Below are 25,066 nucleotides of genomic sequence, written 5' to 3'. Positions count from 1 at the left end.
TTGGACGTTCAGAAGACAAAATTTAATCAGTTACTATCAAACGTGTAGTAGGGGCGAGGATTTGACGCGAATTGATAGATCAATTTATTTTCAACCCACTTCCGTTTGTCAGTCCGCATACGGATTGACCAAACTACAAGCTTATGAAATTTTTCGTTACGTGAAAGGCGCACCGACGCGCATGGCAAGGCGTCTATCCCAGCAATAATGGAACTAAACATAGAAACTATGACCTGTTGAGAAAACAGGTTAATAAGAATAATGGTACACTGTGGCGCGATGTTAACTTGAGCCACAGTGTACCATTTGGGCTTATTTTAAACCTATCTGGAGATCATGGTCCCCAGATTTCTTAACGCTGAGTCCTCCACCTGATACAACTATTAAATCTTGAATGTAAGCAGGGTTCCCGGAACTCATATTAAACGTGAATGCCGTCTGCGCAGCCCCAATGGACGCTACGGCGGTATTGGTGCAGGATTTGCCGATTCCGCCTGACACATCATAGGATTTAAAGCTGTTAGGTTTTATTGTATGCGCTCCCTTCAAGTTGTTACTGTTGCAACCATTGAACGCCGATACTTGTAAGTTCAATTTTTCCGCTGAGCCATTGAGGATGGTAAGACCATCTTCTGCCATTGCTGCCGGAGCAAGCAATAAAGAACTAGCTAAAACAGTTGTGAGAAGCATTATTTTTTTGTTGAGTAAATTCATGGTGTCTCCAATTACGTCACTGACAATTCCCTTTTAGAATGCCTTTCCAAGATTAAGTGTGTCGAGGCTTCGACATCAAGCATTTTCTGTTTCCGATCGGTATGCATGATGGTCACTGGTAATATGGGTCTGATGGGCTGTCGCGTGTCTTTGCAAAAGGTGGATTACTGCGTTTAAAATAAAAAGGGAGGCACCGTTAGGCACCTCCCTCTCTGCAAGCTGAACTGGTGCTTACAGGATCTTGATGTCAGCTGCTTTGATGTCAGCCAAGAATGTTGCCAGGCCTTTGTCGGTCAGCGGGTGGTTGACCAGCGCTTTGATCACGGCTGGCGGTGCAGTCATCACGTCAGCGCCCAGACGGGCACAGTCAAGTACGTGGTTCGCCGAGCGGATCGAGGCAGCCAGGATCTCGGTGTCAAAGCCGTAGTTGTCATAGATGGTGCGGATGTCTTCGATCAGCTCCATGCCGTCCAGGTTGATGTCATCCAGGCGACCGATGAAGGGCGAGATGAATGTCGCACCGGCTTTGGCGGCCAGCAGCGCCTGATTGGCCGAGAAACACAGGGTGACGTTGACCATGTGGCCGTCATCGGTCAGCGCCTTACAGGCCTTCAGCCCGTCCCAGGTCAGCGGCACTTTGACGGCGATGTTTTCGGCGATCTCCAGCAGTTTGCGGCCTTCGGCGATCATGGTCTCGGCATCAACGGCGGTGACTTCGGCCGAGACCGGGCCTTTGACCAGCGCACAGATTTCCTTGGTGACTTCGATGATGTCACGACCGGATTTCTTGATCAGCGACGGGTTGGTGGTGACGCCGTCAACCATGCCTAGATCGTTCAGCTCGGCAATGGCGTCAATCTCGGCGGTGTCTACGAAGAATTTCATGGGAAGGATCCTTTGGATGGGTTGGCCATTGATTGCGCTAGCCTTTAGCGCAATAGCGAGGCATTAAAAACCCCTGAGGCAGAAAGGCAGCGGCATGAGCGGACAGGAGTTTTTTCATGCAGGCGAGCGGGTCGGGGTGCTGACCACGCAACCGCTTGATCGGGTTCTGGATTACCGCGCTCCCGAGGGCGGCTGTTTCCGTGGCGCCTATGTCGAGGTGCCATTGGGGCCGCGCCGGGTTTTGGGCGTGGTCTGGGGGCCTGGGCAGGGCGATTTTGATTCGGCCAAGCTGCGCGCAGTGAACCGGGTGCTGGATATCGCGCCAATGCGCGACGAGATGCGCCAGTTCCTGAGCCGAGCGGCTGCTTACACTCTGACGCCGCTGACGATGATGTTGCGGCTGGCAACCCGGGCGCCGGGGCTGTCTGATCCGGTGTCGATGCGCAAGATCCTGCGGCGCGGCCCGAGTGAGCCGGAGCGGATGACCGATGCAAGGGCGCGGGTACTGGCGGCGCTGGAGGAATACGCTGGGCTGGCCTTTACCCCCAAGGAACTGTCGGATCTGGCTGGGGTGACACCCTCGGTGATCAAGGGGTTGGTGAAGCAGGGCGCCCTGCGGGAAGAGGAGGCGCCGCGCGATCTGCCCTATCCCAAACTGGACCCGGAACGGCCAAGCAAGACTCTGACCGCGGATCAGGCCGAAGCGGCGGCGGTTCTTGCGCAGGCGGTGCAGAGCGGCACCTATGGCACTACCCTGCTGAAAGGGGTGACCGGATCGGGTAAGACCGAAGTCTACCTTGAGGCCGTCGCCGCCTGTCTGCGAGCGGGGCGGCAGGCGCTGGTGCTGCTGCCCGAAATTGCCCTGACAGCAGAATTTCTGACCCGGGTCGAGGTCCGCTTTGGCGCCACCCCGGCGGAATGGCATTCCGGCGCCACCATGACCGAGCGCCGCCGGATCTGGCGCATGGTCGGGCAGGGCGCGGCGCAACTGGTGATTGGGGCGCGCTCGTCGCTATTCCTGCCGTTCCAAAATCTGGGTCTGATCATCGTCGATGAGGAACATGACACCTCGTACAAGCAGGAAGAGGGCGTGTTGTATAACGCCCGCGACATGGCGGTGCTGCGGGCGAATATGTGTTCGGCGCAGGTGGTGCTGGCCTCGGCGACGCCCAGTCTGGAAAGTTGGGTCAATGCCGAGGTAGGCAAATACCGCCGCCTCGATCTGGCCTCGCGTTATGGCGCGGCGGTGCTGCCTGAAATGCGCGCCATTGATATGCGGGTTGAGAAACTGGCCCCGGCCACCTGGATTTCCCCGACCTTGCGCAGCGCCATGGGTAAACGGCTGGAACGCGGCGAGCAGTCGCTGCTGTTCCTGAACCGCCGTGGCTTTGCGCCGGTGACGATCTGTCGGGCCTGTGGTAATCAGGTGGCCTGTGATCACTGTGATGCGCGCATGGTAGAGCACCGGTTCCAGAACCGGCTGATGTGCCACCAATGCGGCGAGACCAAACCGCTGCCGACAGTGTGCCCCTCCTGTGAGGTCGAGGGCAAGATGGCGCCGGTTGGCCCCGGCATCGAACGGCTGGGCGAAGAGGCGGCACTGGTGTTCCCCGAGGCGCGCATTGCTGTGCTCAGCTCGGATCTGTTTGGCTCGGCGCGGGCGTTGAAAGAGCGGATATCCGAGATCGTAAAGGGCGAGGCGGACATCATCCTGGGCACTCAGCTGGTGGCCAAAGGGCACAACTTTCCACTGCTGACACTTGTCGGGGTGATTGATGCGGATCTGGGGCTGCAAGGGTCAGACCTGCGCGCCGCCGAGCGCACCTTTCAACTGATGCGACAGGTGGCGGGCCGGGCAGGCCGCGCCGAAAAACCGGGCGAGGCGCTGTTGCAGAGTTTCCAGCCCGAGCATCCGGTGATCCGCGCCATTCTGTCCGGCGATGAGGAAGGCTTCTGGAAAGCTGAGGCGGCTGAGCGTCAGGCCGCCGGGGTGCCGCCCTATGGCCGCATGGCCGGGATCATCCTGTCGGGCCCCGATCTGCCGACAGTGTTTGACCTGGGCAACGCGCTGGCGCGCAATGATGGGCCCTTGCGGGCGATCGGGGCGCAGGTTTACGGGCCGGCGCCCGCGCCGATTGCCCGCATTCGCGGCCGCCACCGGGTACGGCTGCTGGTCAAGGCTGCCAAGGGGGTGCCGCTGCAGGATGCCATTTCGCGCTGGATTGCGCCCTGTCGGCTAAAAGGCGAGTTACGGTTGAATGTGGATATCGACCCGCAGAATTTTTTCTGAGGACGCGGTGCCTGTTGCGGCGCGCGGATTCTGAGTATTTTAGCAAAAAGAAACTCAAGTGATGGCACTCCCCCGATGTTTCTTTTTGCCGGAAATACTCATGGCGCCCCTCTGGCCACGCAGCTCGACATCTCATCAGGGGCGTTGCGGCTGTGCGGGTCTCGACTGGAACGAGGTCTGCAGGGATGCAGACCTCTATGTGCACTTGCCTATTGCCTCTACCGCAGGCCGCAATTGAGGCGTAAGAGCGAAGAATGTTCAAACCATTCAATCTTACCGACGCGGCGCATCTGCCGTTCTGGCGCCGCCCGATAACCCTGTTGTTCGTGATGTCGGCGGCGATGCCCATTGCGTTTTTCACCTGGTATGCGCTGCTGAATAATTTTGTGATTGAGGTCGCCGGATTTGAAGGGTCAGATATCGGCTTGCTGCATACCGTGCGCGAAATTCCGGGCTTTTTTGCCATCGGGGTGATCGCCATCATTCTGTTTGTGCGCGAGCAGGTACTGGGCATGGTGTCGCTGGCGCTTCTGGGGGTGGCGACCGCCTTTACCGCCTGGTTCCCCAGTCTGACCGGTATCCTGACGTTGACCTTTCTCAGCTCGCTTGGCTTTCACTATTACGAGACAGTGAATCAGTCGCTGCAACTGCAATGGCTGCCCAAGGACAAGGCGCCACAGATGTTGGGCTGGCTTCTGGGCATGGGATCGGCAGTGACGCTGGTGGTGTTTGTGCTGATTGTGCTGATGTGGGAGACGTTGAATCTCAGCTATAACATCGTGTTCATGATGGCCGGGTTTACCACCGCTGGGCTGGCGCTGTTTGCGCTGTTTGCCTATCCGCAGTTTGAATCGCCGACGCCGCAGAACAAGACCATGGTGCTGCGCAAGCGCTATTGGCTGTATTACGCGCTGCAGTTCATGGCCGGCGCGCGGCGGCAGATCTTTATGGTCTTTGCCGGCTTCATGATGGTCGAGAGGTTCGGCTTTGACGTGCATGAGTTGACCGGGCTCTATCTGATCAATCTGGTCGTAAAGATGCTGGTCGCACCGTTCCTGGGCAAGGCCGTCGGGTATTTTGGCGAACGCCGCACGCTGATCTGGGAGTATGTCGGGCTGACCCTGGTGTTCATGGCCTATGGCGGCATTTACTGGTTTGGCTGGGGGGTGCTGTTTGCCTCGGTGCTCTATGTGATCGATAATATCCTGTTTGGGCTGGCGCTGGCGCTGAAGACCTATTTCCAGAAAATCGCCGACCCGGCGGATATCGCGCCGACCGCGGCGGTGGCCTTTACCATCAACCATATCGCGGCGGTGTTCCTGCCGGTGTTGCTGGGCTTGTTGTGGATGGTCTCGCCGGCGGCGGTGTTTGGACTGGCATCCTGCATGGCGCTGACCTCGCTGGGCTTGTCGCTGTTGGTGCCGCGCCATCCTGAACCGGGCAATGAGACGGTGCTGAGCAAATACCGGATGGCCGCGCCGGCCGAGTAAGGTACTGCTGAGCGGTTACATCTCCTGTTTGCTTGACCTCCCGGCCCAGTCAGCCTAGGCGCAATGGATCAGTTTCAGGAGATCGTGATGCCCACCTTTACCGCCCTCACCACCCTATCCGGAAAAGCCGCCGCCGAGGCGCTGGGCGAGGCAATGGAGCATCTACTGCCGGAGCCCATCGGTGTTGGCATTCTTGATCTCGAAGACGCATCCGGGTTGTGGGAAGTGGGGGGCTATTTCACCGAGGCGCCGGACCAGGCCGGGCTGGCGCTGTTGGCGACCCTGCATGATGCCAGGCCGTTTGCGGTGTCCGAACTGCCCGATACCGATTGGGTGGCGCATGTACGACGCGAGCTGGCGCCGGTTGAGGCGGGACGGTTCTTTGTCTATGGCAGCCATGACGCCGACAAGCTGCCGGATGATAAAATCCCGCTGCTGATCGAGGCGGCAATGGCCTTTGGCACCGGCCACCACGGCACCACTTTGGGCTGTCTGCGCATGCTGGACCACCTGATCAGCGAGGGGTTCGAGGCTGATAAAGTTGCCGATATCGGCTGTGGCACTGCCGTTTTGGCGATGGCGGCAGCACGGGTCTGGCAGGGCACCATCTTGGCCAGCGACATTGATCAGGTGGCGGTGGATGTGGCCGAGGTCAACCTGAGTGCCAATGGCATGGCTGGGCGGGTCGGTTGTGTTGAGGCGGCTGGTTTTGATCATGCCGATCTGCTGGCCGCAGCGCCTTATGATCTGATCTTTGCCAATATCCTGAAAGGCCCGCTGGTGGCGCTGGCACCTGAGATGGCCGCGTATCTGCGCCCCGGAGGCTATGCGATTCTGTCGGGCATTCTCAACGAACAAGCCGATTCTGTGGCAGAGGTCTATGAGCAGAATGGCATCAATCAGGTGCGGCGGGATGAGGTTGGTGACTGGAGCACCTTGTTGTTGCAGCGAAAGATCTGAATGCAGTCGGTTTGAAACGCATTTTAAGTAGCTGCCACATAATTGCCTCATTTAAGACGCATGCTGCCTTATCCACTGGTGGGGGCCAGTTCAGGATCTGTAATGAGTGAAGATCATCATAAATTTTTGTCGCGGGTGCGTCGTCTTGAGAACAAGCACGAGGCCATGAGCTATGGATATTCGGCCCGGATACGGTCGGATGGGTTGATTGTTGTCGCACCAAAGAAGAAAATCGCGTCGCGAATTTCCGCCCGATCCATTTTCCTGTTCCTCGCCGCGTTCCTTCTGTTCAAAGGCTTTCTGATCGCCTCGATTGGGCTGGATGGCTATCAGGAGCGGCTGGCAAAACTGCAGGCGGGATCGCTGCTGGAGCAGGGTGGCGCGCTGATCATGACCGCTGATCCGCTGTCGCAAATGGCAGCCGCGCAGATCGGACCGATTTTGCGCTAAAGGCTGCCGTTTTCCCAATGACCCGGTGCTTTGCGCATAGCGGGCTTCAGAAAATCGGCTGCCTGGCGCATCGACTGCTTTGGGGTTTGAGAGCAGCACCGATCATATAGACAGCGGCTAAGCTGTCTTTGAAACATAAAACGCCGCAGCCCTGGGGCTTGCGGCGTTTTTGTTTTCTGCCCCGAGGGAGGAGCCGAAACAGAAAGCTGTCAGTACAGGGATTTCCCGGCGGCGAGGGTCTCGATGTCACCACGACACAATCCAATATCAGCCAACTCGCGGTCGGTCAGAACCGACAGGGCGTTGCGGGTCACGCGGGCGACGTTCCACTGCGCAATGCTTGCCGTGGTTGCGGCGATAATCGTGCCAATACGGCCGATCAGGCCAGTTGCGCCATAGGTGGTGCGGGTGGTGTCAAAAGCAGCCATATCTTTTCCTTTGATTGGAGGTGTCGAAAGTCATCTGTTCAGTTGGGGGGCATTTAGGGTTGGGATCTGTGTTGAGCAAGGGGAGAAAATGCAACTGTCCTATGCGTAAATTGCATAGCTTCTGCTCATATAAACAAGGCCTATGGATGTCCTGCGACAGGCTGTCTTAAAATGTCGGTTTCCCCCTTGATGAGGGTCGTTTTTGATCCACATTGCCGCCAGTTTAGCACTGTTGTGGCGCTGTGGCGGCACTGGAAAGGGTTTGGACATGTTCGCGGTTTGTGCTAATCGACAGAAAGAAATGACAATCGATGGGCAGGGGCCGGGCAAAACATGCGGATTTTAGGAATTGATCCGGGGTTGCGGAACCTTGGCTGGGGCGTCATCGAATCACATGGCTCTAAGCTGAGCCATGTTGCCAATGGGGTTTGCCAGTCCGATGGTGATGATCTGGGCGAGCGGCTGCTGTCGCTGCACAATCAGGTCACCGAGGTGATCGCGCAATTTGTCCCGGATCAGGCAGCGATTGAGCAGACCTTTGTGAATAAGGATGGCGCCGGCACCCTCAAGCTGGGTCAGGCGCGCGGTGTGGCCTTGTTGACCCTGGCCAAGGCTGGCTTGCCGGTGGGCGAATATGCTCCGAACCGGGTGAAGAAAACGGTTGTTGGGGTTGGTCACGCGGACAAGAAACAGGTGATGCATATGGTCAAGTTGCAATTGCCCGGCTGTAACCCGGAAAACGCCGATGCGGCGGATGCGCTGGCGATTGCCATCTGTCACGCGTTTTATCGCGGCACTGCTGATAGGGTCCTGCGCGAGGTGCGGGCATGATTGGCAAGCTGACCGGGCGGCTGGATTACCGCGCCGAGGATCATGTGCTGATTGATGTGCGCGGCGTTGGCTATATTGTCTATTGTTCAAGCCGCACCATGATGGCGCTGCCCGGCGTCGGCGAGGCGGTATCACTCTATACCTCGATGCTGGTGCGCGAAGACCTGCTGCAATTGTTCGGCTTTACCTCCCTGGTTGAAAAGGAATGGCATCACCTGCTGACCTCGGTGCAGGGGGTTGGCGCCAAGGCATCGCTGGCGATCCTGGGCACTCTGGGTCCGGATGCGGTGGGCCGCGCCATTGCCCTGGGGGACTGGGCCAGTGTCAAGGCGGCCAAGGGAGTTGGCCCCAAGATCGCGCAGCGCATTGTTCTGGACCTTAAGGACAAGGCGCCAGGGGTGATGGCGATGGGCGGCACCATCACCGAGGCGCTGGAGGGGCCGGATCTGGAGGTGGTGGAAACCGTGGAGGCGGCGCCGAGGCCAAAGTCGAAAAAGGCGTCGAAACCCAATACAAGCGCAATTGCGCAAGCCAGTGCCCTGTCGGCCTTGTCGAACCTGGGCTACAGCCCCAGTGATGCGGCCTCTGCAGTAGCCGAGGCGGCGGGGGCGGAGCAGGGGGCAGATGAGGCAACGCTGATCCGCGCCGCCCTTAAGCTGCTGGCGCCAAAGACGTGAGTACCTGGGTATCGGACGCCCAGACGGCGGGAGAGACGTAAATGATTGATGCAGATCCGGCGCTGCGACCAGAACAGCAGCCCGAAGACAATGACCGCGCGCTGCGGCCGCAGGGCTTGTCCGAGTTTATCGGTCAGGCCGAGGCCCGTGCCAATCTGCGGGTGTTCATCCAGTCGGCGCGCCAGCGCGGCGAGGCGATGGATCACACGCTGTTCCACGGGCCTCCGGGCTTGGGCAAAACCACCCTAGCGCAGATCATCGCCCGCGAATTGGGGGTGAATTTCCGCATGACCTCTGGTCCGGTGCTGGCCAAGGCCGGCGATCTGGCGGCAATCCTGACCAATCTTGAGGCGCGTGATGTGCTGTTCATCGACGAAATCCACCGGCTGAACCCGGTGGTCGAAGAGATCCTCTATCCGGCGATGGAGGATTTTGAGCTGGATCTGGTGATCGGCGAGGGGCCAGCGGCGCGCACCGTGCGGATTGAGTTGCAACCTTTCACGCTGGTGGGGGCGACCACCCGTATGGGGCTGTTGACCACGCCGCTGCGCGACCGCTTTGGCATTCCAACCCGGTTGCAGTTCTACACTGTGGATGAGCTGCATGAAATCGTCAGCCGCAATGCCCGCCGGTTGGGGGCACCCGCGGATGAGGACGGTGCCCGCGAGATTGCCCGCCGGGGCCGCGGCACCCCAAGGATTGCCGGGCGGCTGTTGCGCCGGGTGGTGGATTTTGCGGTGGTCGAGGGCGACGGCACAATTTCCCGCGAATTGGCCGATAGTTCGCTGACCCGGCTGGGGGTGGATCATCTGGGGCTGGATGGGGCGGATCGGCGGTACCTGCAGCTGATTGCCGAGAATTATGGCGGCGGCCCGGTGGGGATTGAAACCCTGTCGGCGGCGCTGTCGGAAAGCCGCGATTCCCTGGAGGATGTGATCGAGCCTTTTCTGCTGCAACAGGGGCTCATTCAAAGGACCCCTCGTGGGCGGATGCTGGCGCAAAAGGCCTGGAGCCATTTGGGGTTGGAAGCGCCCAGAACTGCGGATGATTTGTTTTCCTGAAATTTCAGAAGCCTCCGGCGGGAGCATTTGATAAAAGATGAAAGCACGGGGTCTTGTTTGTGACCGGGGGGCGCGGCATAGATCGTGGAGCCTAGAATGAGGACGCCGAGATGACTCCGGACCAGATCGAACAGCTTTTCACCCGTAACGATGGCTCTTATGCTTTTGCGCGCTGGGGGCGGCCGATTGTTCCGGTGGTATTTGGGGTCGAGGACGAGACGCTGACGGTGGTCAAAGGCGCGATCGAGGCAGTGGCGACGCTGGCCGGGGCTGAGATGGACGGGATGGATCCTGAACTGGGGGCCAACCTGATGTTCTTCTTCTTTCGCGATTGGGATGAGTTGTCGGCGGTGCCCGATCTGGGGCGGTTGATCCCGGATCTGGAGCCATTGGTGGCGCGGCTGAAGGCGGCGGATGCCAGTCAGTACCGGGCGTTCCGCTTTGATGATCAGGCGGCCATTCAGGCGGCCTTTGTGTTTTTGCGGATGAGTGGTGAGATGGCGGATATCCCGGCGGAGACGCTGGCGCTGTCTCAGTCGGTGCAGGTTATTTTGATGTGGGGCGATGGCGCCTTTGCCGAGGTGTCACCGCTGGCGGTGCTGCCGGACAGCGGTACCGCCATCCTGCGGCCTGAGATCGCCGGGGTGATTGCCGCCGCCTATGACCGGATGATGCCGGTCTCGGCGGATGACAAATCGCATGCCCTGCGGATGTTTGCCCGGTTGCAGGGTGAGGCGCCGTAGCGTGATGTCGCCAGAAAATTCGAATTTTCTGGACAAAATTCTTCGAAGAATTTTTCTGTGGGCAAATCTTTAGGGCAATTGAGCGAGGTTGCGGATGCATAGGTTTCCGATCCGGGTATATTATGAAGACACTGACATGGGGGGCGTGGTCTATTACGCTAACTATCTTCGGTTTATCGAGCGTGCGCGCAGCGATTGGGTGCGCAGGCTGGGCAATGACCAGAACGCTATGCGACTGGATGGGTTGATCTGGGTGGTGCAGCGGCTGGAGGCGGATTACCGGGTTCCGGCGCGGTTCGACGATGAGCTGCAGGTGGAAACCGAAGTGCTGAAGGTGAGTCCGGCGCGGCTGATCATGGGGCAGCGGGTGATGCGCGACGGCACGGAGATTTTCCGGGCCAAAGTTACCGTTGCCTGCGTCAGCACCGAGGGACGGCCTCAAAGGCTTCCGGCAGAGATCCGCGCATTGTCGTAAGATTTTGACCGCTTATGGCTGTTTGATTGGATTTTTCCGCTGATCTAGGTTAAATTGCCGCCCGATAAGGTCAGAAAACTGGCCACAAATATAGCGAGCAGGCTAATGGAAGCAGAAACTCTGGCGTTGGCGCAGGAGATTGATTTCTCCATGTGGGGGCTTTTCGCACGGGCGACACTCACCGTGAAATTGGTGATGATGATGCTTGTGGTGGCCTCGATCTGGTCTTGGGCGATCATTATTCAGAAACATATCTCGTTTCGACTGGCGCGCGGTGCTGCGGATGAGTTTGATGAGGCGTTCTGGTCGGGTGAGCCGCTGGATGGATTGTTTGAACAGATTGGCCCGCAGCCCGAGGGTGCGGCGCAGAGGATCTTTGCATCCGGTATGACCGAGTGGCGGCGCAGTCATCGCAGTGATGGCGGCTTGATTGCCGGTGCGCAGGCGCGGATTGACCGGTCGATGGATGTGGCGATCGCCAAAGAGGCCGAGGTGCTGCAAAAGGGCTTGCCAGTGCTGGCGACGGTCGGATCGACAGCGCCCTTTGTGGGGCTGTTCGGCACCGTTTGGGGCATCATGACCTCCTTCATCGAAATTGCCGAGCAGCAGAGTTCCAACCTTGCGGTGGTGGCTCCGGGCATTGCCGAGGCGCTGATGGCCACCGGCATGGGGCTGTTGGCGGCGGTGCCTGCGGTGATTTTCTATAACAAGCTGAGCGCCGACAGTGACCGGATCATTGGCGGCTATGAGGCATTTGCCGATGAGTTTGCTACCATTCTCAGCCGCCAGTTGGATTCCTGAGCGATGGCGGGCGCGGCACAGCAATCCTCGGAGGGTGGACGCCGCCGGGGCCGTCGTCGGGGGCGCACCCGGCCGATGGCTGAAATCAATGTGACGCCTTTTGTCGATGTGATGCTGGTGCTGTTGATCATCTTTATGGTGGCAGCGCCACTGTCGACGGTTGGGGTGCCGGTTGCGCTGCCCAAGATCGCTGCCGGTGCCTTGCCGGGGGATCAGGATGAACCCTTGACGGTGACCCTGACCTTGGCGGGTGAGGTGCAGATCATGACCACGCCGGTGGCGCCCAGCGAGCTGGTAAGCAAACTGCGGGCGATTGCGGCTGAACGCACCTCTGACCGGGTGTTTTTGCGGGCTGATGGCGGCTTGCCTTATGAGCAGGTGATGAAAGTCATGGGGGCGCTGAATGCCGGTGGCTTCTCGAATGTCGGGCTGGTGACGGATATTGGCGGGCCAGAGCTGGCTGATCCGGCTGATCCGGCTGCGGCCGGGCAATAGCGGAGCAGCATCTTGCAAACCGGGACCAAAATATCTCTGACGGCCCATGTCGGGCTGATGGGATGGGTGGTGTTTGGCGCCTGGTTCCCGTCGGAGCCGCTGCCGTTCCAGGTGCAGGAGGTCACGGTGATCAGCAGTGCCGAGTTTGCCCTGTTGAGCCAGCAGCATAGCGCACCTGAGATTGCCGATGAGCCACCCACACTGTCACTTCCGGGCCAGGAGCCCGCCGTGCCTGAGGTGGCGACCCAGAGCGATGCGGTGCCAGAGACCCTGGTGCCAGAGCCCATCGCGCCGCCTGCGCCGGATCCTGAAGTTGCCGCTCGGCCAGAGCCAGAGCCAGAACCGGTGCCCAGTCCGGTGCCGCAAGCGCCGGAACCTCCGTCGCTGCCGGATGTGGTGCCCCCGCTGCCCGAGCCTATTGAGCGCCACGTCGCACAGCCCGCTGACCGGGTGGCCCCCATTCCGATTGCGCCGCCTGCGCCGGACACTGCGGTGGACGAGATTGTGCAGCCCGAGATCGCGCCGGACGAAGGGGCCGAGACGCAACAAGAGGTGCAGCAGGCAACCGCGCCCGAAGCCGCCAGTGATCGCATTGTGACCGAGGCCGAGGAACAGGACGAGCAGGCCAGCGTTGCGCCGAGGCAATCGCTGCGGCCCAAGACACGACCCAGACGGGTTACGCCGCCTGAGGCGCCGGCGGAGCCAACCGTGGCAGATGCGCCAATTGAACAGCCAGCTGATGTGCAAAATGATGCCGTCGCCGATGCGGTCGCCGAGGCGATCGCAGGGGGCGGTGAGGTGATTGCCCCTGTGCCCTCGGGGCCGCCTTTGACCTCGGGTGAGAAAGATGCGCTGCGCATATCCGTGTCAAATTGTTGGAATGTTGGCTCACTTTCGACTGATGCACTGGGCACCACCGTGGTTGTGGGCGTATCGTTAAGTCAGGACGGCAAGCCGGAGGTTGGCAGCATCCGAATGCTGTCAAGCACTGGCGGCTCGGGCATTGCAGCGAAACAGGCATTTGAGGCAGCGCGGCGGGCGATTATCCGTTGCGGGGCAAAGGGGTTCCAACTTCCCCCTGAAAAATACGGCCAATGGCGTGATATTGAGATGACATTCAATCCGGAAAGGATGCGGATCAAATGAGGATTTTTCTGACAGGTGTTTTGCTGGCTGCGGCGGTGTTTGCTCCGGCTGCCTCTGCGGTGGCGCAAAATGGGCCATTGCGGATTGAAATCACCGATGGTGTCATCGAACCGCTGCCCTATGCGGTGCCCAGTTTCATTGCCGAAACCGCCTCGGCGAGCGAGATGTCCGCGCAGATTTCACGGGTGATTGCCTCGGATCTGAGCGGCACTGGCTTGTTCCGCGAGATCCCGGCCTCGGCACATATCTCAAAAGTCACCGATTTCAACGCGACAGTGCAATTTGCCGATTGGAAGGCAGTCAACGCGCAGGCGCTGATCACTGGTGCGGTCAGCGTCAATGGCAACCGGCTGACGGTGCGGTTCCGGGGCTACGATGTGTTCGCCGACAAAGAGCTGGATGGCGGTGGTTTGCAGTTCACCGGCACCACCGAAGGTTGGCGGCGGATGGCCCATAAAGTGGCAGATACCATCTACAGCCGGATCACCGGCGAGGGCGCATATTTCGACAGCCGGGTGGTTTATGTCTCGGAAAACGGCCCCAAGAATGACCGTCGCAAGCGGTTGGCGATCATGGATTATGATGGTGCCAATGTGCAGTTCCTGACCAACAGTGCCTCGATTGTGCTGGCACCGCGGTTTTCCCCCAGTGGCGACCGGGTGCTCTATACCAGCTATGAAAGCGGCTTTCCGCAGATCCACGTGATGGATATCGGCAAGGTCCAGCGCCGGGTGCTGTCCACCGATGATGGCATCATGAGCTTTGCGCCGCGGTTCTCGCCGGATGGTCGCACGGTGGTGTTTTCGCAGTCGCAGGGCGGCAACACCGATCTTTTCACCATGGATATCAACGGTGGCAGGCTGACCCGGCTGACCAGTGCGCCGTCGATCGAGACGGCGCCGTCGTTTTCGCCGGATGGCAGCCAGATCGTGTTTGAGAGCGACCGCTCGGGCAGCCAGCAATTATATGTGATGGCGGCAACTGGCGGCGATGCGCGCCGGATCAGCCATGGCAAGGGGCGCTACGGCACTCCGGTTTGGTCACCGCGCGGCGATCTGCTGGCCTTTACCAAGCAGAACAAGGGCCGGTTCCACATTGGCGTGATGCGCACCGATGGCAGCGAGGAACGGCTGCTGACCGCCTCGTTCCTCGATGAAGGGCCAACATGGTCGCCCAATGGCCGGGTGATCATGTTCACCCGGGAAACCCAAGGCGCCAATGGGCGTGCCTTGCTGTATTCGGTGGATATCTCGGGCCGCAATCTAAGACCGGTGCGCACCCCGGACGGGGGTTCGGATCCGGCCTGGTCGCCATTGCAGAATTAAGAAGAAAATCACCCCCATAGCGTGGCCAATTGGCCTGTGATAGGGTTAACGGAACATAAGACAAAAGCATGAGGCTGACATCATGAGCGGTTTGACAAAAGTTATTCTTATCACTTCGGCGCTGGCCCTTGCGGCTTGCGATAACGTGACTGGGGGGAATTCCAACTCCAGCACCCTAAACGGTGGTGGCGCGGGAGGCGTGGCGGATCAGACCAGCCCGGCCTATTTCCAGCAAGAGATCGGCGATCGGGTGTTGTTTGTGGTGAATCAGTCCTCGCTGACAACTGAGGCTCAGGGCATCCTGCTGTCGCAGGCCAACTGGTTGCTGGCCAATACCGATTACACCGCCACCATTGAGGGTCACGCGGATGAGCAGGGCACGCGGGAATACAACCTGGCCCTGGGCGCCCGTCGCGCCAATGTTGCGCGCGAGTATCTGGTGTCGCGTGGCGTCGCCAGCAACCGCATTCAGGTGGTGAGCTATGGCAAGGAACGGCCGCTTGAGATTTGTTCGGCCGAGAGCTGCTATTCGCAGAACCGCCGGGCGGTGACCATTCTGACCGGCGGGTTAACGGGGTAAATCATGCGTCTTTATGCTCTTGCCGTGATCGCGGCCGTTGCTTTTGTTCCTGCAGGCCTAAGGGCGCAGGATCAGCAAACCTTGGCTGATATCCGTCAGGAGTTGACGGTTCTGCACGTGGAAATCCAGCGGTTGAAGCGTGAGCTGTCCACCACCGGGGCGCCGGGCACCAGTCTGGGCGGTCAATCCGTTCTGGACCGGGTTGGCGCGATAGAGAACGCGTTGCAGGGGCTGACCTCGCAGACCGAGCGGCTGGAACACCGGATCGACCGCGTGGTGGCGGATGGCACTAACCGGATTGGTGATCTGGAGTTCCGTCTGGTCGAATTGGAGGGTGGCGATATCAGCCAGTTGGGGGAAACCTCGACGCTGGGCGGCGACACCGAAACCCAAGCGCCGAATGGTCAGTCACCGGTTGATACCTCGGATGAGTTGGCGGTGGGGGAACTTGCGGATTTTGACGCTGCCAAACAGGCTCTGAGCGCGGGCAATTATCAGGATGCAGCGGCGCGGCTTGCCAGTTTCGACGTTGCCTATCCCGGCAGTCCGCTGGCCGCCGAGGCCCATTACAACCGGGGCAAGGCGCTGGACGGTTTGGGCGACACCCGCGAGGCGGCGCGCGCATATCTGGCCGCTTTTACCGGCAATTCAACAGGTGCCATCGCGCCCCAAGCCCTGTTTGAGCTGGGCGCCGCGCTGGGCCGTCTGGGACAATCCAGCCAGGCCTGCGTGACCCTCTCCGAGGTCAAAGCGCGCTTTCCCGATACCGCGGCGGTTCTGGCAGCGGAACAGGAAATGGCGACGCTGAGCTGTTCTTGACCGACACAGCATGAATATTCTGTCCGAAGTCCGCGCTCATTTTCAGGCTGATATCCGGGGGGCGTTGCCACCCCGTGTGGGGGTGGCGCTGTCGGGTGGCGGCGATTCGATGGCCTTGCTACACCTGCTGACCCGGTGTTTTCAGGGTCACCAGGTGGAAATTCTGGCTGCGACCGTTGACCACGGGCTGCGCGAGGGTTCGGCGCAGGAAGCGCGGCAAGTGGCGGCAATAGCGAGCCGAATGGCCGTCGATCACGAAATTTTGCTCTGGCAGGGCTGGCAGGGCGAGGGCAATCTTCAGGATCAGGCCCGCCGGGCCAGATACCGGCTGCTGGGGGACTGGGCACAGCGCCGACAGATACCGGTGTTGGCGCTGGGTCATACCGCCGATGATCAGGCGGAAACGGTTTTGATGCGGTTGGCGCGTTCGGCAGGGGTCGACGGATTGGCGGCGATGCCGCAGCGTCGCGCGCTGAATGAAATCACCCTGCTGCGGCCGCTGCTCAAGGTGACACGCGCCCAGTTGCGCAGCTATCTGACACAGAATGATCTGACCTGGGTTGAGGATCCCTCCAATCAGGATCGACGCTTTGAACGGGTGCGCCTGCGTCAGGCGATGAAAGATCTAGCGCCGCTGGGGCTGACCATCGAATCGCTGTCAGCGGTGGCCGAAAATATGGCAAAAGCTAAAGAAGCTCTTGATTTAATTGCATTTAAATTGGCAAGGGAGCTGGCGCAAACGATCTGTGGAGGCGTGGCTTTTGACGAAGTCAGGCTGCGCGATCAGCCGGATGAGATCATCCACCGCTTGCTGTCGGGCGCCCTGCGCTGGGTCTCGGGCGCCGAGTATCCACTGCGGCGGCGGGTCATGGGCAAGGCTTTGGATGTTGTGCGCAGGGGCGGCGGATTGACCCTGGGCGGCTGTCGTATTCTGTCTCGCCGGGGGCAGATCTGGGTCTGTCGTGAATATAATGCGGTGCGCAATGAAGTGGCACCGGCGGATGCGGTCTGGGACAAGCGCTGGTGTTTTCAGGGCGGCGACCCACAGCAGCTGGAGCAGCGACCCTTGGGGCAGGCGGGCCTGTTGCTATGCCCGGACTGGCGCGATTCTGGCTGTCCGCGAGAGCTGCTGGAGGCGACGCCCGCTTTGTGGCGAAATCAGCAGCTGATCGCCGCGCCGCTGGCCAAAATGGCCAATGGATGGACGGTAAATGCGGTAATTTCTGACGAAGAGTTCTATACAGGGCTTTTATCGCATTGAACCTGACAGAATGATCCTTATTTTAGCATCAAAGCAGGTGTGTCGAATGGCATGCCTCAAAAACTAGGAGAGCTGCCTTGGGCAACGCACGTAATATCGCCTTCTGGGTCATTCTGTTTCTACTGGTCTTGGCGCTGTTCAATATGTTCAGCGGTTCGGGCAGCTCGATGCAGAGCCAGGAAAAGACCTTTTCTGAATTTGTCACCGCAGTTGAAGGCGGCGGGGTGACCAATGTCATCCTCGATGGCGAGCAAATTCGCTTTGCCGGGTCTGATGGCAACAGCTACCTGACCATCAAACCGACAGATGCTGAGGTCACAAGGCTGTTGATCGAGAACAATGTCCCTGTGCGGGCTGAAAAACAGACCCAGTCCGGGTTTCAGGCGTTTCTGATCACGCTGCTGCCATTCCTGCTGCTCATTGGTGTCTGGGTTTACTTTATGAACCGGATGCAAGGCGGCGGCAAAGGCGGCGCGATGGGCTTTGGCAAGTCCAAGGCCAAGATGCTGACCGAGAAACAGGGTCGGGTGACCTTTGATGACGTGGCTGGCATTGATGAAGCCAAGGAAGAGCTGGAAGAGATCGTCGAGTTCCTGCGCAACCCGCAGAAATTCAGCCGCCTGGGTGGCAAGATCCCCAAGGGTGCTTTGCTGGTGGGCCCTCCGGGCACCGGTAAAACGCTGCTGGCGCGCGCCATTGCCGGCGAGGCCGGGGTGCCGTTCTTTACCATTTCTGGTTCGGACTTTGTCGAAATGTTCGTGGGTGTTGGTGCTTCGCGGGTGCGTGACATGTTCGAGCAGGCCAAAAAGAATGCGCCGTGTATCGTGTTTATCGATGAGATCGACGCTGTCGGTCGCCATCGGGGTGCCGGTTATGGTGGTGGCAATGATGAGCGTGAACAGACTTTGAACCAGTTGCTGGTGGAGATGGATGGCTTTGAGGCCAACGAGGGTGTGATCATTCTGGCGGCCACCAACCGCAAAGACGTGCTGGACCCTGCCTTGCTGCGTCCCGGTCGTTTTGACCGTACGGTGACTGTTGGCAACCCCGACATCAAAGGCCGCGAGAAGATTTTGGGGGTGCATGCCCGCAAGACGCCGCTGGGACCAGATGTGGATCTGCGTATTATCGCGCGGGGGACACCGGGGTTCTCGGGCGCTGATCTGGCCAATCTGGTCAATGAGGCGGCCCTGTTGGCGGCCCGCCTTGGCCGTCGCTTTGTCACCATGGATGATTTTGAAAGCGCCAAGGACAAGGTGATGATGGGGGCCGAGCGCCGCTCTATGGTGATGACCCAGGAGCAAAAGGAAATGACCGCCTATCACGAGGCCGGCCACGCGGTTGTGGGGATTACCCTGCCGAAATGTGATCCGGTCTATAAGGCGACCATCATTCCGCGCGGATCGGCACTGGGCATGGTGATGAGCCTGCCGGAGTTTGACCGTCTGAACATGTTCAAGGAAGAGTGCCACCAGCGTCTGGCCATGTGCATGGCGGGCAAGGCTGCCGAAATCATCAAATACGGCGACGGCGAAGTCTCCAATGGGCCAGCGGGCGATATCCAGCAGGCCTCGGGACTGGCGCGGGCGATGGTGATGCAATGGGGCATGTCCGATACGGTCGGTAATATTGACTACCAGGAAGCCGCTGCGGGTTATCAGAGCAATGGAGGCGCTGGCGGCTTCTCGGTTTCAGCCGCGACCAAAGAGCTGATTGAGGGCGAAGTGAAACGCCTGATTGATGATGGTTATGAGCGGGCGTTTAAAATTCTGTCTGACAATGCCGAAGGCTTTGAACGGCTGGCGCAGGGTCTTCTGGAATATGAGACTCTGACCGGTGAAGAGATCAAGCGGGTGATGAACGGCGAGTTGCCGAGCGCCAATGATGACGAGGACGATGACGCGGATCAGGGCAATGCCTCGGTCACCGCTATACCCAAGGCCAAGCCAAAGAAGGCGCCGCCCGAAGGCGACATGGAGCCGGAACCCTCGGCCTGATATCAAAACACAATGGCCCGGATACCTTGATAGGTGCCCGGGCCTTTTTTATGCGCTGAGCCTGTGGGCTAGGGTGGATTTGAGTATTTTTAGCAAAAAGAAACCCTGACCAGGGGGATTTGCAGGGAGAGTGATATGCCGACACTACGTGAAGTTGAGTTTCAGGGGGAGATTACCTGGTTGGGGCATGTCGCTGCGGATGCGGGGCTTCGGGCCGCCCTGGTGGCGCATCTGGATTTTGGATTTGACGGCGATGCGGGGGCGCGCCACGCGGGGCACAACCGCGCCTCCTGTGTTCGGGTGAGGGATCTGTACCCGCAGGGCACCGAAATCCGCAATGTGCGTCAGCTGACCATTCTGTCCGAGGAAGAGCTGGCCCTGATTGCGGCTGATATGGCGATGCAGGCACTGGACCCGGCGCATCTGGGGGTGTCGATCGTGCTGCGTGGCATTCCGGACTTTAGCTTTATTCCGCCGTCGTCGCGGTTGCAGGGCCCGGATGGGGTGACGCTGGTGGTGGATATGGAAAACCGGCCTTGCCTATTTCCGGGGCGGGAAATTGACAAGGAGCACCCCGGATTTGGTCCCAAATTCAAACCGGCGGCGAAGAACCGCCGGGGAATCACTGGCTGGGTCGAGCGGCCGGGGCGATTGGCGATTGGCGATAGGTTGCGACTTTTTATTCCGGATCAGAGGCCCTGGACGCCACAATCGCAATGACGGCCCGAGGCGGATTTCAGATCTGCAGTCTGGAGTTGCAGTTACGCCGTTTCGCGTCCTGAAAATGTCGGAAATCATGCTCTGCAAAACGGCTATCAGAGCTATGGCTTGATGAGTGTCGGCGATAGTATGCCGCAAAAACTGCAACATCTGAGACCAGGGGCCAGGGCCATGAGCTACAAAAGCGATATTGAGATTGCGCGCGAAGCGCAAAAGCGTCCAATTCAGGAGATCGGCGCCAAGCTGGGCATCTCCAGTAACGATCTGGTTCCTTACGGCCACGACAAGGCGAAAATCAGCCAGTCGTTCATCAACTCGGTTCAAGACCGCACCGATGGCAAGCTGATCCTGGTGACCGCGATCAACCCAACTCCGGCCGGTGAAGGCAAGACCACCACCACCGTTGGTCTGGGGGACGGGCTGAACCGCATCGGCAAGAACGCCATGGTTTGTATCCGCGAGGCGTCCTTGGGTCCGAACTTTGGTATGAAGGGTGGCGCTGCTGGTGGCGGCTATGCACAGATCGTGCCGATGGAGGACATGAACCTGCATTTCACCGGTGACTTCCACGCCATCACCTCGGCCCATTCGCTGCTGTCGGCGATGATCGACAACCACATCTATTGGGGCAATGATCTGGAAATCGACACCCGTCGTGTTGTCTGGCGTCGGGTGGTCGACATGAACGACCGCGCCCTGCGTCAGATCACCGCCAGCCTGGGTGGCGTTGCCAATGGTTTCCCCCGCGAAACCGGCTTTGACATCACCGTTGCCTCGGAAGTGATGGCGATCCTGTGTCTGGCCAACAATCTGAAAGACCTGGAAAAGCGTCTGGGTGACATCATCGTTGCCTATCGTCGTGACAAGACGCCAGTCTATTGCCGCGATATCGAAGCCGATGGCGCCATGACCGTACTGCTGAAAGACGCGATGCAGCCAAACCTGGTGCAGACGCTGGAAAACAACCCGGCCTTTGTTCACGGTGGCCCATTTGCCAATATCGCCCACGGCTGTAACTCGGTCATTGCCACCAAGACGGCGCTGAAAGTGGCGGATTATGTTGTCACCGAGGCGGGCTTTGGCGCTGACTTGGGTGCCGAGAAGTTCATGAACATCAAGTGCCGCAAAGCAGGCCTGGCCCCCTCGGTGGTGGTTCTGGTTGCGACCGTACGTGCGATGAAAATGAACGGTGGTGTTGCCAAGGCTGATCTGGGAACAGAGAACGTCGAGGCGGTGATGTCTGGCTGTGCCAACCTGGGCCGTCACATCGAAAACATGAAATCCTTTGGGGTTCCGGTGGTTGTCGCGATCAACCACTTTGTCACCGATTCCGATGCCGAAGTGCAGGCGATCAAGGATTTTGTGGTCTCGCAGGGCTCAGAAGCGATCCTGTCGCGTCACTGGGAACTGGGCTCGGAAGGTTCGGCTGAGCTGGCAACCCGTGTGGCTGAGATTGCCGATGCGGACATGGGTAATTTTGCGCCGATCTATCCGGACGACATGCCACTGTTTGAGAAGATCGAAACCATCGCCAAGCGTATCTATCGCGCCGACGAGGTGCTGGCTGATCAGAAGATCCGCAACCAGTTGAAAGACTGGGAAGATCAGGGCTATGGAAATCTGCCGGTCTGCATGGCCAAGACGCAGTATTCCTTCTCGACTGATCCAACATTGCGCGGTGCGCCGGTTGGCCACTCGGTGCCGGTTCGCGAAGTGCGGTTGTCGGCGGGGGCTGGGTTTATCGTCGCAGTCTGCGGTGACATCATGACAATGCCGGGTCTTCCGCGCAATCCAGCGGCGAAAAGCATTTGTTTGAGTGACGAAGGCGAAATCCAAGGCTTGTTCTAAGGCAGAATATGCGCTTTTTGCGGCCCCGGGGAAACCCGGGGCCGCAGGAGTTTTAAGACATGACTCAATTGACACCACCACAGGACTGCCGGGACATGGACGCGTTAAGGGCCGAAATTGACGCTCTTGATGGGCGTCTTATTGCGCTTTTGACCACCCGGGCAGAGTATATCGACCGGGCGATTGCGCTAAAACAAATCAATGGCTGGCCAGCACGGATACCTGAGAGGGTGGAAGATGTGGTCACCAAGGTGCGCAACACAGCCGGGGCCGGGGGATTGGACCCCGATTTGGCGGAAACCTTATGGCGGCAGTTGATAGATTGGTCGATTGCGCGCGAAGCGCGGGTTATCCGGGAAACATGAGCGGGCTTTGATCTGGGCCTGGGGAAAAGGAAGAGAATAATGGCAGCAACTATCATCGACGGTAAGGGTTTCGCCGCAACTGTGCGTGAAAAAGTGGCGGCTCACGTTGCCCGCCTGAAGGACGAGAACGGCATCACGCCGGGTCTGGCGGTGGTGCTGGTGGGTGAAGATCCGGCAAGCCAGGTCTATGTGCGCGCTAAGGGCAAGCAGACCACTGAGGTCGGCATGAACTCCTATGAGCATAAGCTGGAGGCCGACACCTCTGAGGCGGATCTGCTGGCGGTCATCGATAAGCTGAACAACGACCCAACTGTTCATGGTATTCTGGTGCAGCTGCCACTGCCCAAGCATCTGAACGAAGATCTGATCATCAATTCAGTGGCTCCGGCCAAGGATGTGGACGGGTTCCATATTTCTAACGTCGGTCTGCTGGGCACTGGTCAAAAATCAATGGTGCCCTGTACGCCGCTGGGTTGCCTGATGATGCTGCGTGATCACCACGGCAGCCTGTCTGGCCTGAATGCGGTGGTTATTGGTCGCTCTAACATCGTTGGCAAGCCGATGGCGCAACTGTTGCTGGGCGATAGCTGCACCGTGACCATCGCCCATAGCCGTACCAAGGATCTGGCGGATGTTGTGCGTCGTGCCGACATCGTTGTTGCTGCTGTTGGCCGCGCGGAAATGGTACCGGGCGACTGGATCAAGCAAGGTGCCACTGTGATTGACGTGGGTATCAACCGTATTGAAGCGCCTGAAAAGGGTCTGAAGGAAGATGGGTCGGTGAAGACCCGTCTGGTTGGCGATGTTGATTTCGTCAGTTGTTCTGAGCGTGCCGGGGCGATCACGCCGGTGCCGGGTGGGGTTGGTCCGATGACCATTGCCTGCCTGCTGGCCAATACCGTGACCGCCTGTTGTCGCGCCAATGGTCTGGCTGAGCCGGAGGGGCTGACCGCCTGAGCCTGCGCTTGTTGTTGGGCTGGATTTGAGTATTTTTGGCAAAAAGAAGCAGGGGCGGTTCGTGAGAGCCGCCCCTGTTTTATTTTGATGTGCTTTAATCTTGGTAGCCACTGCCGCCGCCTGTTGCACCGCCGCTACCTGACGAACTGCCACTGCTGGACCCGCCGCCCTCGGGTCGTGGTGCCGATTGGGCGGCTTTGATCAGGGCGGTGAAATCTGTGGGGCTGACATAGCCATCGGTCAGATCAACACCTGCGGGTACAGCGATGGGGTCGTGGGGGCTGATCTGGACGCTGCGGGTCTTGGCGTTGTAGGTAAGGCAGCGCCCCTCCCAGCAATTGCGGCCGGTGTTGATCTGTACCTCGATACCGCCGGCGGCGAGTTCCTGAACGGCGTTGTTTTCCGGCGGGGTACAGGCGCCAAGCGCGATCAAGCCAAAGGCAACCGCAAGCCAGCGGTGTGGGGATCTGGGGGTTTGCATCTATCAAATATCTTTGGGTTTTCAATTATATTGATAGTGAGGGCACAAAGGTCAGAGTGCAATGGGCACCATGGTGCCCTGCAAAATGGCGACCAGTTTTTCAGTGTTACCTGTGATGGCGTGGACCTCGGCTGAGACCACCACCAGGCGGCGGCCGGATTTGATGACCTTGCCGGTGGCGCGCAACTGGTCGCCCATGGCGGGGGAGAGCAGGTTGATCTTGATCTCGGCGGTCATCACCTCTTGGTCATCCGGCATTTTTGTCAGGGCGGCATAGCCGGCGGCGGTGTCGCCGATGGCGAAGGTCAGGGCGGCATGGGCGACGCCGTGTTGCTGGCGGCTGCCGGGCAGGATCGGGGCGGTGATGATCACTTCGCCGTCGCTGACCTGGGTGATTTCGGCACCAAGGGTCTGCATCATGCTCTGGCGGGCAAAGCTGTCGCGAATACGGTTTTCCATTTGGCTCATCTGAGGCTCCTGTGTTGTTGCGGGCAGTATAGGCAAGTTGGCCCCACTCGGGGGAGTAACGTGACGGCGTTTGGCATGGACGCGACCCTGACCCTGGTTCTGCCGATGGCGGCGAGGGATCCCCCAGTCATGAGCCGAAAACCAATGAAGATTGCAGCCGAAAGCGGGACCATCCGGGCAATCTGCAGTCGCGCAAAAATAGGTGAAATTATTTTGTCTTTCTAAGACGGAAGACGGCGCGGGAACCGTTTCAGTTGTGGGGAGTTTCGCAAATGGAGATATTGAAAATGAAGCTACGGAGTTGGGTAACGCCTTTGACCATTGGCAGCTTTGTGATCATGGCTGTTTCAGGCACTTTGATGTTCTTTCGTCTGAAATTCGGACTAATCCAGGAGGTGCATGAATGGGCCGGTTGGGTGCTGTTGGCGGCGGTGATTGTGCATCTGGTTATGAACTGGCGCGCCTTTGGCACCTATTTCAAACAGCCACTGGCACGCGCCATCATGGGGGCCTGTGCGGTGGTATTGGCACTGTCGTTCATTCCGATATCCGGTGGCGGCGGCGGTGGAAATCCGGCTCATATGGTCATGCGGGGCATTGGCCAGGCGAATATCGAGACCGTGATTGCCGTCAGTGGCTTGTCGCTGGAGGACGGTCTGCAACGGCTGAAGGGGGTCGGGATCACCGCCGAGGAAGGCATGACAATGCCTGCACTTACGCAGGGTGATCAGGAGCTGCAACGCAGGGTCATTCAAACGCTTTTCTAACGGGGACAAAAGGCATGGGGCCCAGAAACGGG

The 25,066-nt window shown here is 59.2% G+C and carries 27 protein-coding genes; 22 read left to right on the top strand and 5 right to left on the bottom strand.

The genetic code is table 11. From position 1 onward, the window contains the following. Nucleotides 1-312 precede the first annotated feature (312 nt). Both QPJ95_RS03215 and fsa read right to left on the bottom strand, forming a co-directional pair. Complete coding sequence (locus QPJ95_RS03215) at nt 313-714, bottom strand: hypothetical protein (RefSeq protein ID WP_270918380.1); 402 nt, start codon at nt 712-714, stop codon at nt 313-315. A gap of 231 nt (nt 715-945) precedes the next feature. Next, complete coding sequence (gene fsa, locus QPJ95_RS03210; protein ID WP_270918379.1) at nt 946-1,599, bottom strand: fructose-6-phosphate aldolase; 654 nt, start codon at nt 1,597-1,599, stop codon at nt 946-948. 94 nt (nt 1,600-1,693) lie between these two features. Here fsa and QPJ95_RS03205 point away from each other — a divergent pair, with 94 nt between their 5' ends. The 4 genes from QPJ95_RS03205 to QPJ95_RS03190 all read left to right on the top strand — a co-directional run bounded on the left by QPJ95_RS03205 (nt 1,694) and on the right by QPJ95_RS03190 (nt 6,789). Continuing rightward, nucleotides 1,694-3,889 carry a primosomal protein N' gene (locus QPJ95_RS03205; protein ID WP_270918378.1) on the top strand — a complete coding sequence of 732 codons (2,196 nt, stop codon included), beginning with the start codon at nt 1,694-1,696 and terminating at the stop codon, nt 3,887-3,889. 254 nt (nt 3,890-4,143) lie between these two features. Beyond that, nucleotides 4,144-5,379 (top strand): MFS transporter, encoded by a 1,236-nt coding sequence (locus QPJ95_RS03200; RefSeq protein ID WP_270918377.1) that lies wholly within the window; start codon nt 4,144-4,146, stop codon nt 5,377-5,379. A gap of 87 nt (nt 5,380-5,466) precedes the next feature. Continuing rightward, nucleotides 5,467-6,339, top strand: coding sequence for a 50S ribosomal protein L11 methyltransferase (locus tag QPJ95_RS03195; RefSeq protein WP_270918376.1), 873 nt, complete (start codon nt 5,467-5,469; stop codon nt 6,337-6,339). Between the two features lie 102 nt (nt 6,340-6,441). Then, nucleotides 6,442-6,789 (top strand): hypothetical protein, encoded by a 348-nt coding sequence (locus QPJ95_RS03190; protein WP_270918375.1) that lies wholly within the window; start codon nt 6,442-6,444, stop codon nt 6,787-6,789. Nucleotides 6,790-6,998: 209 nt separating this feature from the next. On the opposite strand, the gene QPJ95_RS03185 is transcribed toward QPJ95_RS03190, so the two are convergent. After that, nucleotides 6,999-7,217 carry a DUF1127 domain-containing protein gene (locus tag QPJ95_RS03185; protein ID WP_270918374.1) on the bottom strand — a complete coding sequence of 73 codons (219 nt, stop codon included), beginning with the start codon at nt 7,215-7,217 and terminating at the stop codon, nt 6,999-7,001. Nucleotides 7,218-7,550: 333 nt separating this feature from the next. Here QPJ95_RS03185 and ruvC point away from each other — a divergent pair, with 333 nt between their 5' ends. From ruvC to folD, 17 genes are all read left to right on the top strand, one after another. Then, entirely contained in the window at nt 7,551-8,048 is a 498-nt protein-coding gene (ruvC, locus tag QPJ95_RS03180; protein WP_270918373.1) for a crossover junction endodeoxyribonuclease RuvC, read from the top strand. Then, entirely contained in the window at nt 8,045-8,725 is a 681-nt protein-coding gene (ruvA, locus tag QPJ95_RS03175) for a Holliday junction branch migration protein RuvA (protein ID WP_270918372.1), read from the top strand. The genes ruvC and ruvA overlap by 4 nt, the downstream gene beginning before the upstream one ends. Nucleotides 8,726-8,766: 41 nt before the next feature. After that, on the top strand, nt 8,767-9,786 hold the full coding sequence (gene ruvB, locus QPJ95_RS03170; RefSeq protein WP_270918371.1) for a Holliday junction branch migration DNA helicase RuvB: 1,020 nt from the start codon (nt 8,767-8,769) through the stop codon (nt 9,784-9,786). A 110-nt stretch (nt 9,787-9,896) separates the two neighbouring features. Next, a complete protein-coding gene (locus QPJ95_RS03165; protein WP_270918370.1) occupies nt 9,897-10,529 on the top strand; it encodes a hypothetical protein in 633 nt (210 codons plus the stop codon). Between the two features lie 94 nt (nt 10,530-10,623). Further along, on the top strand, nt 10,624-11,004 hold the full coding sequence (gene ybgC, locus QPJ95_RS03160) for a tol-pal system-associated acyl-CoA thioesterase (protein WP_270918369.1): 381 nt from the start codon (nt 10,624-10,626) through the stop codon (nt 11,002-11,004). A gap of 105 nt (nt 11,005-11,109) precedes the next feature. Further along, complete coding sequence (tolQ, locus tag QPJ95_RS03155) at nt 11,110-11,805, top strand: protein TolQ (RefSeq protein ID WP_270918368.1); 696 nt, start codon at nt 11,110-11,112, stop codon at nt 11,803-11,805. 3 nt (nt 11,806-11,808) lie between these two features. Next, nucleotides 11,809-12,300, top strand: coding sequence for an ExbD/TolR family protein (locus QPJ95_RS03150; protein WP_270918367.1), 492 nt, complete (start codon nt 11,809-11,811; stop codon nt 12,298-12,300). Nucleotides 12,301-12,312: 12 nt separating this feature from the next. Then, a complete protein-coding gene (locus QPJ95_RS03145) occupies nt 12,313-13,446 on the top strand; it encodes an energy transducer TonB (RefSeq protein WP_270918366.1) in 1,134 nt (377 codons plus the stop codon). Then, nucleotides 13,443-14,771, top strand: a complete 1,329-nt coding sequence (gene tolB / locus QPJ95_RS03140; protein ID WP_270918365.1) for a Tol-Pal system beta propeller repeat protein TolB — start codon at nt 13,443-13,445, stop codon at nt 14,769-14,771. The genes QPJ95_RS03145 and tolB overlap by 4 nt, the downstream gene beginning before the upstream one ends. Nucleotides 14,772-14,853: 82 nt before the next feature. Then, nucleotides 14,854-15,351 carry a peptidoglycan-associated lipoprotein Pal gene (pal, locus tag QPJ95_RS03135; protein ID WP_270918364.1) on the top strand — a complete coding sequence of 166 codons (498 nt, stop codon included), beginning with the start codon at nt 14,854-14,856 and terminating at the stop codon, nt 15,349-15,351. A gap of 3 nt (nt 15,352-15,354) precedes the next feature. Beyond that, the gene (ybgF, locus tag QPJ95_RS03130) at nt 15,355-16,170 is read left to right on the top strand and encodes a tol-pal system protein YbgF (RefSeq protein ID WP_270918363.1); all 816 of its coding nucleotides are present in this window, start codon (nt 15,355-15,357) and stop codon (nt 16,168-16,170) included. A gap of 10 nt (nt 16,171-16,180) precedes the next feature. Further along, nucleotides 16,181-17,431, top strand: a complete 1,251-nt coding sequence (tilS, locus tag QPJ95_RS03125; protein WP_270918362.1) for a tRNA lysidine(34) synthetase TilS — start codon at nt 16,181-16,183, stop codon at nt 17,429-17,431. A 77-nt stretch (nt 17,432-17,508) separates the two neighbouring features. Continuing rightward, nucleotides 17,509-19,428: an ATP-dependent zinc metalloprotease FtsH gene (ftsH, locus tag QPJ95_RS03120; RefSeq protein ID WP_270918361.1), complete on the top strand. Its 1,920-nt coding sequence runs from the start codon at nt 17,509-17,511 to the stop codon at nt 19,426-19,428. 135 nt (nt 19,429-19,563) lie between these two features. Further along, complete coding sequence (locus QPJ95_RS03115) at nt 19,564-20,148, top strand: MOSC domain-containing protein (protein ID WP_270918360.1); 585 nt, start codon at nt 19,564-19,566, stop codon at nt 20,146-20,148. Nucleotides 20,149-20,319: 171 nt separating this feature from the next. Further along, a complete protein-coding gene (locus QPJ95_RS03110; protein ID WP_270918359.1) occupies nt 20,320-21,996 on the top strand; it encodes a formate--tetrahydrofolate ligase in 1,677 nt (558 codons plus the stop codon). A 59-nt stretch (nt 21,997-22,055) separates the two neighbouring features. Beyond that, complete coding sequence (locus QPJ95_RS03105) at nt 22,056-22,361, top strand: chorismate mutase (protein ID WP_270918358.1); 306 nt, start codon at nt 22,056-22,058, stop codon at nt 22,359-22,361. A gap of 39 nt (nt 22,362-22,400) precedes the next feature. Further along, nucleotides 22,401-23,318 (top strand): bifunctional methylenetetrahydrofolate dehydrogenase/methenyltetrahydrofolate cyclohydrolase FolD, encoded by a 918-nt coding sequence (gene folD, locus QPJ95_RS03100; RefSeq protein WP_270918357.1) that lies wholly within the window; start codon nt 22,401-22,403, stop codon nt 23,316-23,318. A 94-nt stretch (nt 23,319-23,412) separates the two neighbouring features. Here folD and QPJ95_RS03095 read toward each other — a convergent pair whose 3' ends face one another. Then, nucleotides 23,413-23,799 carry a hypothetical protein gene (locus QPJ95_RS03095; protein ID WP_270918356.1) on the bottom strand — a complete coding sequence of 129 codons (387 nt, stop codon included), beginning with the start codon at nt 23,797-23,799 and terminating at the stop codon, nt 23,413-23,415. A 51-nt stretch (nt 23,800-23,850) separates the two neighbouring features. Beyond that, on the bottom strand, nt 23,851-24,258 hold the full coding sequence (locus QPJ95_RS03090; protein WP_270918404.1) for a PaaI family thioesterase: 408 nt from the start codon (nt 24,256-24,258) through the stop codon (nt 23,851-23,853). A gap of 296 nt (nt 24,259-24,554) precedes the next feature. Between QPJ95_RS03090 and QPJ95_RS03085 the strand changes: the two genes are divergently transcribed. Further along, nucleotides 24,555-25,034, top strand: coding sequence for a DUF4405 domain-containing protein (locus tag QPJ95_RS03085; RefSeq protein WP_270918355.1), 480 nt, complete (start codon nt 24,555-24,557; stop codon nt 25,032-25,034). Nucleotides 25,035-25,066 lie beyond the last annotated feature (32 nt).

It is taken from the genome of Parasedimentitalea psychrophila (assembly GCF_030285785.1).
Lineage (GTDB): Bacteria > Pseudomonadota > Alphaproteobacteria > Rhodobacterales > Rhodobacteraceae > Parasedimentitalea > Parasedimentitalea psychrophila.
Note: the sequence above shows the minus strand (reverse complement) of the source record. Positions and strands in the feature narration are given on the sequence as shown.

What these genes read in the sequence shown, in the direction of transcription:
- QPJ95_RS03215 (WP_270918380.1), bottom strand. Translation starts at nt 714, where the DNA reads ATGAATTTACTCAACAAAAAAATAATGCTTCTCACAACTGTTTTAGCT.
- fsa (WP_270918379.1), bottom strand. Translation starts at nt 1,599, where the DNA reads ATGAAATTCTTCGTAGACACCGCCGAGATTGACGCCATTGCCGAGCTG.
- QPJ95_RS03205 (WP_270918378.1), top strand. Translation starts at nt 1,694, where the DNA reads ATGAGCGGACAGGAGTTTTTTCATGCAGGCGAGCGGGTCGGGGTGCTG.
- QPJ95_RS03200 (WP_270918377.1), top strand. Translation starts at nt 4,144, where the DNA reads ATGTTCAAACCATTCAATCTTACCGACGCGGCGCATCTGCCGTTCTGG.
- QPJ95_RS03195 (WP_270918376.1), top strand. Translation starts at nt 5,467, where the DNA reads ATGCCCACCTTTACCGCCCTCACCACCCTATCCGGAAAAGCCGCCGCC.
- QPJ95_RS03190 (WP_270918375.1), top strand. Translation starts at nt 6,442, where the DNA reads ATGAGTGAAGATCATCATAAATTTTTGTCGCGGGTGCGTCGTCTTGAG.
- QPJ95_RS03185 (WP_270918374.1), bottom strand. Translation starts at nt 7,217, where the DNA reads ATGGCTGCTTTTGACACCACCCGCACCACCTATGGCGCAACTGGCCTG.
- ruvC (WP_270918373.1), top strand. Translation starts at nt 7,551, where the DNA reads ATGCGGATTTTAGGAATTGATCCGGGGTTGCGGAACCTTGGCTGGGGC.
- ruvA (WP_270918372.1), top strand. Translation starts at nt 8,045, where the DNA reads ATGATTGGCAAGCTGACCGGGCGGCTGGATTACCGCGCCGAGGATCAT.
- ruvB (WP_270918371.1), top strand. Translation starts at nt 8,767, where the DNA reads ATGATTGATGCAGATCCGGCGCTGCGACCAGAACAGCAGCCCGAAGAC.
- QPJ95_RS03165 (WP_270918370.1), top strand. Translation starts at nt 9,897, where the DNA reads ATGACTCCGGACCAGATCGAACAGCTTTTCACCCGTAACGATGGCTCT.
- ybgC (WP_270918369.1), top strand. Translation starts at nt 10,624, where the DNA reads ATGCATAGGTTTCCGATCCGGGTATATTATGAAGACACTGACATGGGG.
- tolQ (WP_270918368.1), top strand. Translation starts at nt 11,110, where the DNA reads ATGGAAGCAGAAACTCTGGCGTTGGCGCAGGAGATTGATTTCTCCATG.
- QPJ95_RS03150 (WP_270918367.1), top strand. Translation starts at nt 11,809, where the DNA reads ATGGCGGGCGCGGCACAGCAATCCTCGGAGGGTGGACGCCGCCGGGGC.
- tolB (WP_270918365.1), top strand. Translation starts at nt 13,443, where the DNA reads ATGAGGATTTTTCTGACAGGTGTTTTGCTGGCTGCGGCGGTGTTTGCT.
- pal (WP_270918364.1), top strand. Translation starts at nt 14,854, where the DNA reads ATGAGCGGTTTGACAAAAGTTATTCTTATCACTTCGGCGCTGGCCCTT.
- ybgF (WP_270918363.1), top strand. Translation starts at nt 15,355, where the DNA reads ATGCGTCTTTATGCTCTTGCCGTGATCGCGGCCGTTGCTTTTGTTCCT.
- tilS (WP_270918362.1), top strand. Translation starts at nt 16,181, where the DNA reads ATGAATATTCTGTCCGAAGTCCGCGCTCATTTTCAGGCTGATATCCGG.
- QPJ95_RS03115 (WP_270918360.1), top strand. Translation starts at nt 19,564, where the DNA reads ATGCCGACACTACGTGAAGTTGAGTTTCAGGGGGAGATTACCTGGTTG.
- QPJ95_RS03110 (WP_270918359.1), top strand. Translation starts at nt 20,320, where the DNA reads ATGAGCTACAAAAGCGATATTGAGATTGCGCGCGAAGCGCAAAAGCGT.
- QPJ95_RS03105 (WP_270918358.1), top strand. Translation starts at nt 22,056, where the DNA reads ATGACTCAATTGACACCACCACAGGACTGCCGGGACATGGACGCGTTA.
- folD (WP_270918357.1), top strand. Translation starts at nt 22,401, where the DNA reads ATGGCAGCAACTATCATCGACGGTAAGGGTTTCGCCGCAACTGTGCGT.
- QPJ95_RS03095 (WP_270918356.1), bottom strand. Translation starts at nt 23,799, where the DNA reads ATGCAAACCCCCAGATCCCCACACCGCTGGCTTGCGGTTGCCTTTGGC.
- QPJ95_RS03090 (WP_270918404.1), bottom strand. Translation starts at nt 24,258, where the DNA reads ATGGAAAACCGTATTCGCGACAGCTTTGCCCGCCAGAGCATGATGCAG.
- QPJ95_RS03085 (WP_270918355.1), top strand. Translation starts at nt 24,555, where the DNA reads ATGAAGCTACGGAGTTGGGTAACGCCTTTGACCATTGGCAGCTTTGTG.